Raw genomic sequence first — 13,817 nt, forward strand, 5'->3', positions numbered from 1 at the left:
TTATTTCATTTTACTCCATTTTTATAAGCATTTATCAATATGTTAGGATAAAATAATGGGAAAATTGATACTGGCAATAACAGGAGCTTCAGGCATAATCTATGGAATAAGACTTCTTGAAGAGGTTTCTAAAAATTTTGAAGTATCAGTAATTCTATCCAACTCTGCCATAGAGGTAATGAAGCATGAAACAGAAATTAAAAGTTTTCATGAGTTTAAACAAAGGTTTAAAAATCCAAATATAGATATTTATTTTGAAAATCAGATTGATGCTTCTGTGGCAAGTGGTTCATATAAAACTTCTGGAATGTTTATTGTTCCATGTTCTATGAAAACTCTTTCTGCAATTGCTACTGGTTATGCTGACAATTTAATAACAAGAGCTGCTGATGTAATAATTAAAGAAGGAAGAAAACTTATAATTTCTCCAAGAGAAATGCCTTTGAGTGCAATTCATCTTGAAAATATGCTAAAACTTGCCAGGATTGGAGTGATTATAGCACCACCCATGCCAGCTTTCTATCATAATCCTCAGACAATTGATGATATGATAAACTTTGTCATAGGAAAACTTCTTGATAGCATGGGGATTGAAAACAATCTTTACAGGAGATGGAATGGATAAAATCGGAGTAATGTTACTTAACATGGGAGGACCTGACAGTCTCTCCTCTGTTAAACCTTTTCTTTTTAACCTTTTTAGTGATCCTTACATAGCAAACTTTGGATTTATGCAAAAACCTATTGCATGGCTTATTTCTTCTTTAAGAGCAAATAAACTAAAAAAAGCCTATGAAAAAATCGGCGGAAAGTCACCTTTAAAAGAAATTACAGAGGCGCAGGCAAAGGCTTTACAGAAAGCACTGGGAGAGGAATTTAAAGTTTTTGTAGGAATGCGATACTGGCATCCTTTTATTGAAGAGTCTGTGGATGAGTTTAAAAAATTAAATATAAAAAAAGTTGTTGCTGTTTCCCTTTATCCACAGTTTTGCACTGCCACTACCTCTTCAGCAGTTGAGAGATTTACAAGGCTTGCAATTGGAAATTTTGAGTTCAAGATAATAAGTTCATGGTGTGATTATCCTTTATTTATTGAGGCATGGGTTGAGCAAATTGAAAAAGCATTTGAAAGCCATGGAAGTGAATCTTTTGTTCTTTTTAGTGCTCATGGGATTCCTCTTTCACTTCACAAAAAAGGAGATCCTTATATATCAGAAGTGAAAAAAACTGTAAATGCCATTGCCAGTAAAATGAAGTTAAAACAGTTTAAAATATGTTACCAGAGTAGAACAGGACCTCTAAAGTGGGTAAAGCCCTCAACTGAAGATGTGATTAAAGAACTCAGTAAAACAGAAATTAAAAAAATCTTGATTGTTCCAGTGAGCTTTGTTTCTGATCATATTGAAACTCTTTATGAGATTGATTTTGTATATAAAAAAATGGCTAATGATTTGGGAATGCAACTTTATCGCGTTCATTCATTGAATACTTCATCAAAATTTATTGAAGCTTTAAAAAATCTTGTATTAGAATCTTTACAAGGAGGATTTAAAAATGCTTTACGGTGAAAAGGCTATAAAAGAGGCAAAACTTGAAGCATGGGATAATCCGTATCCTCAGAGAGATTATAGAATTGAGATAAGTTTTCCTGAATTTACCTGTTTATGCCCAAGATCTGGATATCCTGATTTTGCTACAATAAAAATAAGTTATATTCCTGATAAAAAAATCGTGGAGCTGAAATCATTAAAGCTCTATCTCAACTCTTATAGAGACAAATATATCTCCCATGAAGCAGTAACAAATAAAATCTACGAGGATCTTTACAATCTTCTTCAACCAAGAGCTCTTGAAGTAATAGGTGATTTCAATCCCAGAGGCAATGTGAAGACCATAATCAAAGTATCTTCTCAAGACAGTTGATGTGTTATAATATTTTTAGCGCCCATAGCTCAGTAGGATAGAGCGGCGGACTACGAATCCGTAGGTCGGGGGTTCAAATCCTCCTGGGCGCACTGAAATAAATGCAGAGCATAAAACAGGTGAAAATAGGAATAATTGGCGGTAGCGGTCTCAGTGAAACAGAGGCAAAAAAAGAAATTATCACCATAAAAACTCCATATGGTGAACCTTCCTGTCCTTACGAAAAAGAAAAGATTGACACTCTGGAAGTTTTATTTCTCAGGCGTCACGGTGAAAAACATAGTATACCACCTCATAAAGTTAATTATAGAGCCAATATTTACGGATTTAAACTTTTTGGTATAGAAAGAATATTTGGAATTTTTGCCACAGGTTCATTAAGCGAAAACATACCACCAGGTAGCATTGTGATACCTGATCAAATAATAGATTTAACTCAAGGAATGCGAGCCAATACTTTTTATGATGAAGGAAAAGTCGTTCATATAGATTTCACAGAACCATTCTGTAGTGAAATGCGTAATCATTTATTAGAAACAGCAAGAAGAATTGGAATTAATGTAATTCCTCACGGAACATATATATGTGTAAATGGTCCAAGGCTTGAAACAGCTGCTGAAATAAGATTTTTTAAAAATATTGGTGCTGATATTATTGGCATGACAGTGATGCCAGAGGCTTCACTGGCAAGAGAATTGGAGATATGCTATGCTGCTGTTGCTGTTGTTGGTAATTATGCTGCTGGAATATCAAAATTTCCTCTTACAGTTAAAGAAGTTATTGAAACAATGGAAGATTCACTTGATACAGTGGTTTTACTTATAAGAGAAACTATAAAAAAACTACCTCATGAAAGGAAATGTCTCTGCAAAGATGCTCTTAAGAATGCTTCTTTTTAGCATTTTAATTTTTATTTTTTCTGTTAACAATACCTTTGGGGCACCCCCAAAAAGTCCACGACTTTTTGGGGACCCCTTTGCCTATGAAACTGCTGATTTAGTGGTTATTATCAAGTCAAAAAGAGTAATGTTTCTCATGAAGGAGGGTAAAATAATTAAAGCCTATAGAGTTGCTCTTGGAAAAAATCCTTCTGGAAAAAAGACATCTCAGGGAGATGGTAAAACTCCTGAAGGAAGATATTACATAGTGGGAAGAAATCCCAACAGTAGTTTTTACAAGGCACTGAAAATATCATATCCCAATGAGAAAGATATTGAACAGGCATCAAAACTTCATGTAAATCCTGGTGGTGGAATAATGATACATGGACTTTCAAAAAAAGTGGAATATCTTGGTAAATATCACATAATTGATGACTGGACCGAAGGCTGCATTGCCGTTACCAATGAAGAGATGGATGAAATATGGAGGATTGTTCCTGATGGGACTGCTGTAGAGATTTTGCCATGATGGAGATTGATTTAAACGAGGAATTTCTTAAAGCGTTAGAATTAGCGGAAAATACAGATAAAAATCTATTTATAACAGGCAGGGCAGGGACAGGAAAATCAACATTTTTAAGCTATTTCAGAGAAAATACGAAAAAAGAGATTGCAGTACTTGCACCAACAGGAGTAGCAGCAGTAAATGTCAAAGGACAGACAATTCATTCCTTCTTTAATTTTAAGCCTGATGTTACCATTCATAAAATAAAAGAGATAAAGCCAAGGAATCCAGATCTTTATAAAAAACTTAACTGCATTGTAATTGATGAAATATCAATGGTAAGAGCAGATATTCTTGATTGCATTGATGCTTTTTTAAGAATTCACGGTCCAAAGAAAAGGAAACCCTTTGGCGGCATTCAGATGATTTTCATCGGTGATTTGTATCAACTACCTCCTGTTGTTACATCAAAAGAAAAAAGCATTTTTAAAGAGTTTTATAAAACTCCTTATTTTTTTAGTTCCAGCGTATTTAATGAATCTGAATTTGAATTTATTGAGCTTGAAAAGGTTTACAGACAATCGGATATAGAGTTCCTTGAAATTTTAAATTCAATAAGAAACAACACTATTAACGATGAAATCATTGAAAGACTGAATAAAAGAGTTGATCCTGATTTTGAGCCTGATGAGGACGATTTTTATATTTATCTTACAACAACAAATGAAATGGCAGAAAAGATAAATTTTGAGAAGCTTTCAAAGATAAAAAATAAAGAATTCAAATTTTATGGCTTTGTTGATGGAGAATTTACCGAACAAGATCTTCCAACATCTCAGGAACTTATACTAAAAGTTGACTCTCAGGTAATGCTTCTTAATAATGATGCAAAAGGAAGATGGATAAACGGAGATATAGGAAAAATAGTGGAGATAAAATCAAGAAAAACAGAGCCAGATATAATATCTGTGGAGCTTCAAAATGGAGAAACTGTTGAGATTATCCCATTTACCTGGGAAATGTATGAATTTTACTATGATAAAGAAAAGAAAAAAATTTTAACTCAGACAGTTGGACAGTTTACACAATATCCACTAAAACTTGCATGGGCTATAACAATTCATAAAAGTCAGGGTTTAACTTTTGATAAATTAATACTTGATATAGGAAGAGGAACTTTTTCTCATGGACAGCTTTATGTAGCACTTTCAAGATGTCGCTCTTTAGAAGGACTGATATTAAAAAGACCTATTTGCCAGAAACATGTTCTTCTTGACAGAAGGATTGTAAGATTTCTTACTGAATTTCAGTATAAACATGCAGAAAAAAATCTTCCAATTCAGGAAAAAATTTCATTAATAGAAAAGGCTATAAGAGATGGGAAAAAATTAGAGATTGTTTATCTTAAATCTACAGATGTAAAATCAAAAAGACTGCTAAAGCCTATTTACATAGGACCGATGCAGTACAGTGATAAAACATTCGTTGGTTTAAAAGCCTTCTGTATGCTCAGAAACGAAGAGAGAAATTTCAATGTGGAGAAAATTATTGATTTAAAGCTTGTAGATTAGCCTATCTCAGAAGATCTCTTAAGTTTTGAGCAAGCTCATTGCTGAGATTAAACAATACGGAGACTTCTCTATAAGCGCTGTCTTTGTTTCTGGTTAAATAATAAAGAATACCTTTTAAATAGTGCATATAAGCAGAGTTAAAGCCTGAGTTATTGATAAGCTTTAAAGCTTCTTCAAAGTCTTTTTCAATAATACATATTCCAACAAGCCTTGCAATAGTCTCTTCATCCTTTGAAAGCATTTTAAAGTATTCCTTTGCTTTTTTAAAATTGCCAAGACGATAATAAAGAAGTGCAATTTTGTTTATAATGTTTCTGTCTTGTTTATGTTTCACAATATCTTCATAAACTGATAAAGCCATGCTCCACTGCCCGTTTTTTTCATATTGTTCAGCCAGGGCAGCGTAATCAATGATTTTTTCTTTTTTAACCTCTGAAGGAAATAATGTTTTAACTTTTGAACAGGCTTCATTTTTATTCGCAATGAGTACCTTTATATCTCTGTCAATTAAAACTTCTTCTGGATTAAAATAAACAGGTTTTCTCTGTAAAAAATCAATCAATAGCAAAGCAATCCCTTTTCTTTTATCTACAATAACGCAGTCTTTTACAGGATAAACATATCCATCCTGTACAACAATTAATTGTGAACGCAAAGTAGTAATCCATTTCTTTATAGGCTCTATCTTACTGATATAAATATTCTCTCTTTGAGTTTCAAGAAGCTTATAGCCCAGCATTGGCTTGTCTTTTTCGTCAATGACAAAAACATAGGCTGGCTCACTGGCAAAAAGCATTGATGGAAGAAGCAATAAAATAATTATAACTAAACTCTGCATTTAAATATTTTATCACAAATGGAGATACTTAAAAGTTAAAATTAGTTATGCATCTGATAATTGAAAAAATAGAGGCTTTAAAAAACAGAGTGAAAGAGTTAGAAACAAAAGGGCAGTTATCTAAAATAGAATCGCTACTTAGTCAGTTAAGAGAATTTATACTTCAGGAAAACAGAGAAAGAGCTCTCTGTGGAATGAGTTTAATATGCGCTCAATGTGGAAAGGAGGGAAAAGCCTGCTGCGGGAAAAATATAGAATTCAAATACTCTGACGAACTGCTTTTAATAAATCTTCTTTATGGAGTGAAATTTCCTGAGGAACCCGAATTTCCTGAAACGTGCCTTTTCCTTAAAGAGTCAGGATGCATACTTTTTGCCAGAGATGCCTTTTGTATAAATTTTATCTGTGACAGAATTAAAGAACAAATCCCGCTGGAAAAACTAAAAAAGCTCAGGCAGCTGGAAGGGCTTCATCTAAACCTTCAGTTTCAGCTTGAACAGATACTCAAGAAATTCAGTGGTGTTTATGATTTTCAAAATTACAATAAATTGAACTATTTTCGCATTTAATACATTCTATTTGAATAACACTATGTTTAATGCCCATGTGTCCCAGTTTCTCTTCAATTTTTTTTCTTATTTTATCAGCCTCACTTAAAAGCTGATTATCAACTACCACATGAGCTGAAAAGGCTGCGACACCGTAACCAATTGACCAAATGTGAATATCATGAATATCAATAATTCCTTTAATTTCTTTAATTTTCTCTGTTATTTCCTCTACATCAAATCCTTTTGGAACAAAATCAAGAAAAATCCAGAGAGAATCTTTAATAACTCTTACTCCACCAGTAATAATAACAAAGCCTACAAACCAGCTTATTATTGGATCTATTATAAACCAACCTGTGTATTTTATAATTAAACCTGCTATAATGACTCCTGCTGATGATATGGTATCTCCAATTACATGTAACCACGCACTTTTAATATTTAAATCTTCATGCCGGTGCCCCAGAATCCATGCCATTAGAAGATTTCCAAGAAAACCAAATATTGCCACAGGAAGCATTATACCATGGTCAACTTTCGGAGGATTGAGCAGTCTTTGATATCCCTCAAAAAATATCAAGCCGGCAATTACAATAAGACTTACTCCATTTATAAATGCGGCAAGTATCCCAATTTTATGATATCCGTATGTAGCTTTTTTGCCTGATGGTTTTTTAGTAATAATTGAGGCAATGAGACTTAGAATCAATGCAAAAGAATCTGTAAAAACATGTCCTGCATCACTAAGTAAAGCAAGGCTATTACTTATTAATCCACCAATAATCTCAACAATGAAAATAAAAAAAGTTATTCCAACAGCAAAAGATAATTTTTTTGTAGATGACTGCTGCATTGCTTATTTTATTAAATCCAGTGCTTTTTTATGAAGTATTTCACTTGCAGAGACTAACAGAGTTGTTTTTGTATTAAAGGCAACTTTCAGATTTTCAATTGAATTACCCTCAATATCTGTTATGATTGCACCGGATTCTTTTGCGATTAAAATTCCTGCTGAAAAATCAAATATTCTTGATGGTGTTGGAACAATGAATAAACTCAAAGAGCCTGATGAAAGATAAGCAAGGTCTAATGCTGTGCTTCCAAAACATCTTATCCTGTTTGCTATTTTGAAGACAGGAAAAATCTGTTTTATAGCATCATATGGAGTTGATGCTTCAAAGGCAATGATTACAGGCATTGTATTGTCTTTGACTTTAATCCTCTGTCCATTTAAAAAAGCACCTTCATCTCTTTTTGCCCAGAATTCATTGCCATTTATAAGGTTTATTATGTAACCTAATTTAAGAGTTTTTAATGTTCTTCCATCAGCTATTGCTATTGATGTAGAAAAAAAAGGAATACCTGATACAGCATTCTTACTGCCATCAATTGGATCAATTATAAGGCTTGGATAATCCTCCTGTATCAATTTTGAGCCTTTTTCCTCTGAAATTATGTTGATTTTGATACCTTCTTTTTCAAATGCCTCTATTATTCTGTCTTCAGCTAATTTATCAACTGGATATGTGATATCGCCTGATGCACCTCTTCCTAAGACAGTTTTATTAAACTGTGGCTTTACCAGTGATATTTCTTTAAATAGCTTTTGCCCAATGTTTCTTAAAAACTCTATCTCCATAAGCTTTTATTATAGCCTAAATATTCACTAAAGTAACAGTCTCAGAGTCCTGACGAAAATTTCCTTTTGTGCTTTCTGAGTCAAAAAGAGGAGTTCCTAAGTTGACTATATAACAATGAGAACCTCAGGGAGAGTCTCAGCCCCTGACGTCAGGGATTCCTGTTTGGACAAAAAGAAGAAAAAATTCTTGAGAGGCTTTTAAAGAGGTCTCAGCCCCTGACGTCAGGGATTCCTGTTTGGACCATATTGCACAATTAACATATTTTTTGTTCATATTTTTCTGTTTGGATTAAAATCCAAAATTTTCGTGTTCTTGTTTTTTAAATTTTGTTTTATAAAGCTCTTTCTTAGAAACTAAAGCACGCCAGCCTTTTATAAGTCTATAAAAATACCAGATATAACCAATAGCTCCTACCATAAAAGAACCTACTATTGTAAAACTTAATAAAAGTATCCAGATTAAAAATAAAATCGCACCATATACAGTTCTTTCCTGCCATTGAAAGTTATCAATTAAATATTTTTCTTCTTTTTGAGATATAGCTTTTTTCTTGTAATAATAAGCTACTGCTCCCATAAAAAGAATAAAAAAAGGAAAAACAATTCCACTAAAGGTTAAAGCAACATAATTAAATTTTGCAATATTAACCAGTTTTTGACTTTTCTTTTTGACAAAATCTGTGACATCGTTAACAAACTCTTCTACTTTGTTTACTCTCTCTTGAGTTACTTTTTCTTGCTGTTCCATTTTTTAATTTACCTCCTTTTAAGTTTAATTTTTTTATATTTTAAAATAACAACAAGTCTCAGCCCCTGACGTCAGGGATTCCTGTTTGGACTCTGAAAAAGGAACAAACAAGGTATAGAAAAATGTGTCTCAGCCCCTGACGTCAGGGATTCCTGTTTGGACATGGTAATAGTTGTAGGCTTGATAACGGGTTAGGAGGGTCTCAGCCCCTGACGTCAGGGATTCCTGTTTGGACGTAATATTCTATCTCTAATCTGAGCTCCTGTTCCTTGTCTCAGCCCCTGACGTCAGGGATTCCTGTTTGGACCGATTATGCTTAGTATGTCCCTGCTTAGCCAGCCCATGTCTCAGCCCCTGACGTCAGGGATTCCTGTTTGGACACGGAATATACCGTAGGCTAAAAAAAATCGACAGTCTCAGCCCCTGACGTCAGGGATTCCTGTTTGGACCAAGCAAAAAAGTTAGCCATTCTTTGTTTGAATCTGTCTCAGCCCCTGACGTCAGGGATTCCTGTTTGGACTATTGCCTTGTAAGTCATTGTTTTCAAAGAACTTTTTTGGGCGTTTTTGCAAACCTCCTTAGTTTTAAAAGTTTTTAACAACTTTTTAACATAGGTTTGCATAGCCCTCCTAAAGTGACATCTTAAAAGCATAAAATAGTTTACAACTTTTTTGTGAGAAAAATAAATACCTGACACTACTTTAATTTTGATAATTCTTGATAGGCACGGTGGGGATCGAACCCACGACCTCTTCCGCGTCAAGGAAGCGCTCTCCCACTGAGCTACGCGCCTTGTGATTGTTAATTATAAATAATTTTCTACTGATATTGTCAACTGGTGACAACCTCCTTCTATTTTGCTTTGGCTGGTGCGGGCTTGAATAGAGATTCGCTTGTTATCTTAAATCTAATTGAATGATGTTTTTCGCCCCAGTAGCTCGTATCTCCAGAAGCTACTATTTCATCTTCTTCTTTCCCAGATATTAAACCACTAAAACTCTTTGAGTTAGGGTCGTAGCAGAGTTCAACTTTTTTCGTTTCACCTTTTGCAAAATCAAGGTCACTTTGAAAATCGAAGGTCCCAATCTTATATTTTTCTTTTACTTCAATTATTATCGGTACTTTCTCAGTTGAAAGCAGCGGGATATCAAATGAAAAAGGAACTTCAATTGAATTAGATTTACCATATATCCCATCTTTGTTATAATCTTTAAGAGTTTTTACATAGCTTCTTTCGCCTATGTTAACAATAACATCAAACTCTATCGGTTCCACTTCCAGTTTCTCGTTCCTTGCAGTATAGGGAGTAATACCCCTTATATCTTCTATCTTTAGCCGAGCGCTGTGGCATTTTTCTGCAGGTTCATTTTGGATTGATGTGTAAAATAGAGGTTGATTTTCTAATGTGATACCATCCCATTTAAAGAACTCTACTTCAAATTTTTTTGAATCAAGCCAATAATCAATTTCTGCATAAACAGACAATCTTCCACTTAACAAAGTTAAATTATTAATAGCCTTAGCAGTAAACTGAAAAGATGGATTTGGTGATGGTATGTATTTAATACTTCCATTTACTGTGGGACGAGCTTTTATAAGAATTAAATCTCCTTCAACTCCCACTTCAACAATCTCGTATCCTGCAGCTAACTGACCGTATGCATTTGCCAAAAGATACGGAGTGAGCCCAAGAGATGCATGATCAATAGAATAATCAGCAGCAATTGTAAGTGCAGCTTTGCCTTTAAACCCAAATTCGCCTGTAATATCAATAGGTCCCATTGGAAAACTGATTTCTTGCGAGTAATTAATTTCTTTATTAAATAGCTCTTTGCTCTGGTTACCACTCAAACTAAGGTTTGTCTCTCCTCCACCTAACCATTTAGCCCCATCTAACCATTCGGCTACGAGTTTAGAGTCATCTTTATCAATCAGTAATAAGTGAATATTTTTCCCAAAAAATTTAATATCTGTCCAAATAAAGCCAGGCTTTCCGTCCAACTTCTTAATATCAACTTTTTCTTTTCCACCATCAATTCTTATACTGTATCCGAGGACAACTCCAAAATTCTCATCTCCAAAAGAGGCATCCCATGATTTTTCCCAATTAAGGGGAATAAAGTCCCTGGGACAACCTGCAACTTGCTGGCTCTTCGTGGATGGAGGTATTGATTGACAAGTGTTTTCAGGGGGAGGAGACGCTAATCTAAATTGTTTTAAAAACATTGCTTTTTGGAGATTAAGTTTATCAGCAGGATACATATAGTGAATCTTAACTGGAGTCTTGTCTCGTAAGGTATAGCCTGCTTTGTTAAGTTTTTCTTCTATTTCATTTACTTCTTTTAAAAACTTATCAAACAGAATGGTTTTACCGTTTTTTAAAGTAATAAACTCCTGTCCATTTATGATTTTAATGGCTTTTATAAAATTTGAACGAGCAAATGGATAAAACTTAATTGGCGGAAGTTTTTGAAAGGAGAATTTCTCAGGAGGTATACGTAAAATCGTCCCTTTCTTTATAGCTTCTTCAGGAATCTTAGGGACATGTAAGCATTTAGGTCTGAAACTCTTTTTAAAGTCAGAGTGTGGATGGCATTCATTCTGCTGGTTGTATGGAGATTGGTTGTAAACTGCAAAAGAGGCATAGATCGCAGAGTCTCTGCATTGTAAAGGTTCTTTTGAAGCCCATCCCCATACATCAATGTATCCCTTCTTTAAATCATTTTCTGTTACCACAAAGCCTATAACTGGAAATCCACCGTAATCGTAGGGAGGAAAGGCAGGGGTTGGTCCATAATACTCAAGAAGATTAGTTTCAGTCTCAGAGTACTTAACTCCTATCAGTCTGAGGGACATTGTCTTTGACCAGAATTTAGCTGGAGCATCTGAAGGTCCTTCAAAAGCACAACTGCATAGCTTTTGCCCCGGAGCACCTGGAATTATTGTCTTTTTTGTAAATTTAACCCTCACACCAACTGTTAATTTTTGCCCCTGTTGAGGTTCCTCAGTAAAGAGTATGTCTTGCACCTCTGCGCACCAGTAGGTTTTAGCAATTTTTACCTGAGGAGGAATCTGTGGTTTCATCTGAGCAAATGAAAGAACTGGAAAAACTATAAAACTCATTAAAACCCATACTAAAGATTTTGTTCTCATAATTTGTACCTCATTATAATTATTTTCTATCATTATACACTATCCTCCACTAAAGGAGAATTTCGTTCCTCAATTTTAGTTGTCTATTAACAGTGATAAATTTACCTGATGCATCATTATATAGTATTCATTGCTCTGTTTAATCCAGTTGCAACTAAGGCATCTTGATTTCATTGAAAATTAAATGGAAAATTGATATATTAGGTTTAAGAATTCAATTTGAAGACCTTATAGTCTCTGTATTAAGAGCTGTGTTGAGCAAATATTTAAACTTTGAAGTAACGATGGAAGGTCAGAGAATTTTTAGAAAAAATGGAGAGACTTTGAAGGAGATGCTATATTAGGATGTGAAGGAAAAGTATTTATGGTAGAAATGCTTTTAACTCCAAAAGTTGAAGATATAAAGGAGATAAAAGAGAGAGCAAGGCGTTTCTTTGAGTTTTTTCTGAATCCGGGATAAAGAGCTGGTAGTGATATCTGGAACATTAGTTTTTCTGACAATGTAATAAAATCTCTTGATTCTTAAGAAATTGTAAGTTTTTGAGTAAATTCAAGAGTATAAAAGGAGGTATAGGATGAAAACAGGATTTATAGGGCTTGGAAATCTTGGTAAGGCTATGGCAAAAAGATTGATTTCTGAAGGAGTTGAGCTTACTGTATGGAATAGAACTATTGAAAAAGCAAAGGATCTCGGAGTAAAAATAGCAAAAAACCCTGCAGAACTTATATCTGAAGTGGATGCTCTTTTTCTAAATCTTACTGACAGTGATGCAGTAATGAAGGTTCTAACAGATGAAAAGGGAGTTTTAAAAGGTAACTGCACAGGCAAATTCATAATTGATACCACAACAAATCATTTTGAAAAGGTGACTCAGTTTCACAGTCTTGTAAAAGAAAGTGGAGCATACTATTTGGAAGCACCTGTTCTTGGAAGCGTTATTCCTGCATCACAGGGACTTCTTACAGTTTTAGTGAGCGCTGAATTTCAAGCTTTTGAAAAGATAAAACCCTTACTTGAAAAAATAGGCAGGAACATTTTCTATCTTGAAAAACAGGGTCTTGCAACTAAAATGAAATTAATAAACAATCTTGTTCTCGGTTCTTTCATGGCAACTCTCTCTGAAGCCATTGCCATAGGAGAGAACTGCGGAATAAGTAAAGCTCAGGTAATAGACATAGTTCAATCAGGTGCTGGTAATTCAATGATTCTCAATGTGAAGAAGCAAAAACTTCTTGATGAGGATTTTTCCCCTCATTTTTCAAACTCCCTAATTTACAAGGATTTACAGTATCTGCAGGAGCTCTGTTATTCCATGAAAAAACCAGTTTTTACTGGAAGCCTTGTGAAGGAGCTTTTTGCAATGGCAATTGCAAAAAACCTCTCAGAGGAGGATTTTTCAAGTATTTATAAAGTCTTTAAGGAGTTGTAGAGAAAAAACTAAATTTTTTTAAAATAACTTTGTCCAGAACATAATTGGCATAGAAATTTTCCATTTACAGGAACAGTAAAGTTCTTAGGTTGAAGCTCTCCACATTCAGTGCATTCAACAATCTCCTGTTGTTCATCTCTTTGAGGAAGCCTTATCCTGATTTTTTCAATTTTGAAATATTTTTCATCAAGATTTAAAAAATCTTCAATAAGTTTGTCTCTTTCCTCGTGACTTAGCTTTCCTTCTCTTAGCAAAAATTTTTTTATTCTTGCACTTGCATCTATAGCCTCTTTTTTTAAAGATACTCTATAGCCCTCTCCATTTTCACGAAGGACAATTGAAAGAGCAAGTTTTCCATAATTATAAACAATAAGATTTTTATTACCCGTTGTGGTCTGAGCTTCAATCTGGAGAGCGTCAGGAAGACACATTCTTGTTTCTGCTATTCCGAATATTTTCTTTCCCTTTGGCATGTCTCCCATCTTCTTATAGATAAGTTGAACCATTCTCATTCCAAGAACAAGCCCTGGACTTCTATGCCCATGAAATCTTTCTGCAAACTCTAAATCCATATTTCC

Annotated in this window: 15 protein-coding genes, 2 tRNA genes and 1 CRISPR repeat array; of the genes, 10 read left to right on the forward strand and 7 right to left on the reverse strand. The window is 34.2% G+C overall.

Features of this window, described 5'->3' with window-relative positions; genetic code table 11:
* Nucleotides 1–55: 55 nt before the first annotated feature.
* The 7 genes from ACYQ3X_RS02440 to ACYQ3X_RS02470 all read left to right on the forward strand — a co-directional run bounded on the left by ACYQ3X_RS02440 (nucleotide 56) and on the right by ACYQ3X_RS02470 (nucleotide 4,880).
* Complete coding sequence (locus tag ACYQ3X_RS02440; RefSeq protein WP_460180250.1) at nucleotides 56–625, forward strand: UbiX family flavin prenyltransferase; 570 nt, start codon at nucleotides 56–58, stop codon at nucleotides 623–625.
* Nucleotides 618–1,568 carry a ferrochelatase gene (hemH, locus tag ACYQ3X_RS02445; RefSeq protein ID WP_460180251.1) on the forward strand — a complete coding sequence of 317 codons (951 nt, stop codon included), beginning with the start codon at nucleotides 618–620 and terminating at the stop codon, nucleotides 1,566–1,568. The genes ACYQ3X_RS02440 and hemH overlap by 8 nt, the downstream gene beginning before the upstream one ends.
* Complete coding sequence (gene queF / locus ACYQ3X_RS02450) at nucleotides 1,555–1,923, forward strand: preQ(1) synthase (RefSeq protein WP_460180252.1); 369 nt, start codon at nucleotides 1,555–1,557, stop codon at nucleotides 1,921–1,923. The genes hemH and queF overlap by 14 nt, the downstream gene beginning before the upstream one ends.
* Before the next feature lie 18 nt (nucleotides 1,924–1,941).
* A tRNA-Arg gene (locus ACYQ3X_RS02455) sits at nucleotides 1,942–2,015 on the forward strand.
* Between the two features lie 9 nt (nucleotides 2,016–2,024).
* On the forward strand, nucleotides 2,025–2,822 hold the full coding sequence (gene mtnP / locus ACYQ3X_RS02460) for an S-methyl-5'-thioadenosine phosphorylase (protein WP_460180253.1): 798 nt from the start codon (nucleotides 2,025–2,027) through the stop codon (nucleotides 2,820–2,822).
* Nucleotides 2,797–3,333: a L,D-transpeptidase family protein gene (locus ACYQ3X_RS02465; protein ID WP_460180254.1), complete on the forward strand. Its 537-nt coding sequence runs from the start codon at nucleotides 2,797–2,799 to the stop codon at nucleotides 3,331–3,333. Before mtnP ends, ACYQ3X_RS02465 begins: the two co-directional genes overlap by 26 nt.
* Complete coding sequence (locus ACYQ3X_RS02470; protein ID WP_460180255.1) at nucleotides 3,330–4,880, forward strand: ATP-dependent DNA helicase; 1,551 nt, start codon at nucleotides 3,330–3,332, stop codon at nucleotides 4,878–4,880. The genes ACYQ3X_RS02465 and ACYQ3X_RS02470 overlap by 4 nt, the downstream gene beginning before the upstream one ends.
* A 1-nt stretch (nucleotide 4,881) precedes the next feature.
* Here ACYQ3X_RS02470 and ACYQ3X_RS02475 read toward each other — a convergent pair whose 3' ends face one another.
* Entirely contained in the window at nucleotides 4,882–5,718 is an 837-nt protein-coding gene (locus ACYQ3X_RS02475) for a tetratricopeptide repeat protein (protein WP_460180256.1), read from the reverse strand.
* A 47-nt stretch (nucleotides 5,719–5,765) separates the two neighbouring features.
* Between ACYQ3X_RS02475 and ACYQ3X_RS02480 the strand changes: the two genes are divergently transcribed.
* Nucleotides 5,766–6,287: a hypothetical protein gene (locus ACYQ3X_RS02480; RefSeq protein ID WP_460180257.1), complete on the forward strand. Its 522-nt coding sequence runs from the start codon at nucleotides 5,766–5,768 to the stop codon at nucleotides 6,285–6,287.
* Here ACYQ3X_RS02480 and ACYQ3X_RS02485 read toward each other — a convergent pair.
* The 5 genes from ACYQ3X_RS02485 to ACYQ3X_RS02505 all read right to left on the reverse strand — a co-directional run bounded on the left by ACYQ3X_RS02485 (nucleotide 6,232) and on the right by ACYQ3X_RS02505 (nucleotide 11,809).
* A complete protein-coding gene (locus ACYQ3X_RS02485) occupies nucleotides 6,232–7,122 on the reverse strand; it encodes a cation diffusion facilitator family transporter (RefSeq protein ID WP_460180258.1) in 891 nt (296 codons plus the stop codon). The two genes, ACYQ3X_RS02480 and ACYQ3X_RS02485, sit on opposite strands and share 56 nt — an antisense overlap.
* Before the next feature lie 3 nt (nucleotides 7,123–7,125).
* On the reverse strand, nucleotides 7,126–7,908 hold the full coding sequence (locus tag ACYQ3X_RS02490) for an inositol monophosphatase family protein (protein WP_460180259.1): 783 nt from the start codon (nucleotides 7,906–7,908) through the stop codon (nucleotides 7,126–7,128).
* 289 nt (nucleotides 7,909–8,197) lie between these two features.
* Entirely contained in the window at nucleotides 8,198–8,656 is a 459-nt protein-coding gene (locus ACYQ3X_RS02495) for a hypothetical protein (protein WP_460180260.1), read from the reverse strand.
* 55 nt (nucleotides 8,657–8,711) lie between these two features.
* A CRISPR array of direct repeats spans nucleotides 8,712–9,176; the repeat unit is 36 nt; unit sequence GTCTCAGCCCCTGACGTCAGGGATTCCTGTTTGGAC.
* A 201-nt stretch (nucleotides 9,177–9,377) separates the two neighbouring features.
* Nucleotides 9,378–9,449 (reverse strand) — tRNA-Val (locus tag ACYQ3X_RS02500).
* Between the two features lie 59 nt (nucleotides 9,450–9,508).
* Complete coding sequence (locus ACYQ3X_RS02505; RefSeq protein WP_460180261.1) at nucleotides 9,509–11,809, reverse strand: hypothetical protein; 2,301 nt, start codon at nucleotides 11,807–11,809, stop codon at nucleotides 9,509–9,511.
* Between the two features lie 173 nt (nucleotides 11,810–11,982).
* On the opposite strand from ACYQ3X_RS02505, the gene ACYQ3X_RS02510 reads away from it, so the two are divergent.
* Complete coding sequence (locus ACYQ3X_RS02510) at nucleotides 11,983–12,153, forward strand: hypothetical protein (protein WP_460180262.1); 171 nt, start codon at nucleotides 11,983–11,985, stop codon at nucleotides 12,151–12,153.
* Nucleotides 12,154–12,384: 231 nt separating this feature from the next.
* Nucleotides 12,385–13,239, forward strand: a complete 855-nt coding sequence (locus ACYQ3X_RS02515) for an NAD(P)-dependent oxidoreductase (RefSeq protein ID WP_460180263.1) — start codon at nucleotides 12,385–12,387, stop codon at nucleotides 13,237–13,239.
* Nucleotides 13,240–13,247: 8 nt separating this feature from the next.
* Here the strand turns inward: ACYQ3X_RS02515 and ACYQ3X_RS02520 are convergent, their stop codons facing one another.
* Complete coding sequence (locus tag ACYQ3X_RS02520; RefSeq protein WP_460180264.1) at nucleotides 13,248–13,811, reverse strand: FmdE family protein; 564 nt, start codon at nucleotides 13,809–13,811, stop codon at nucleotides 13,248–13,250.
* Nucleotides 13,812–13,817 lie beyond the last annotated feature (6 nt).

The organism is Thermodesulfovibrio sp. TK110 (genome assembly GCF_054658355.1).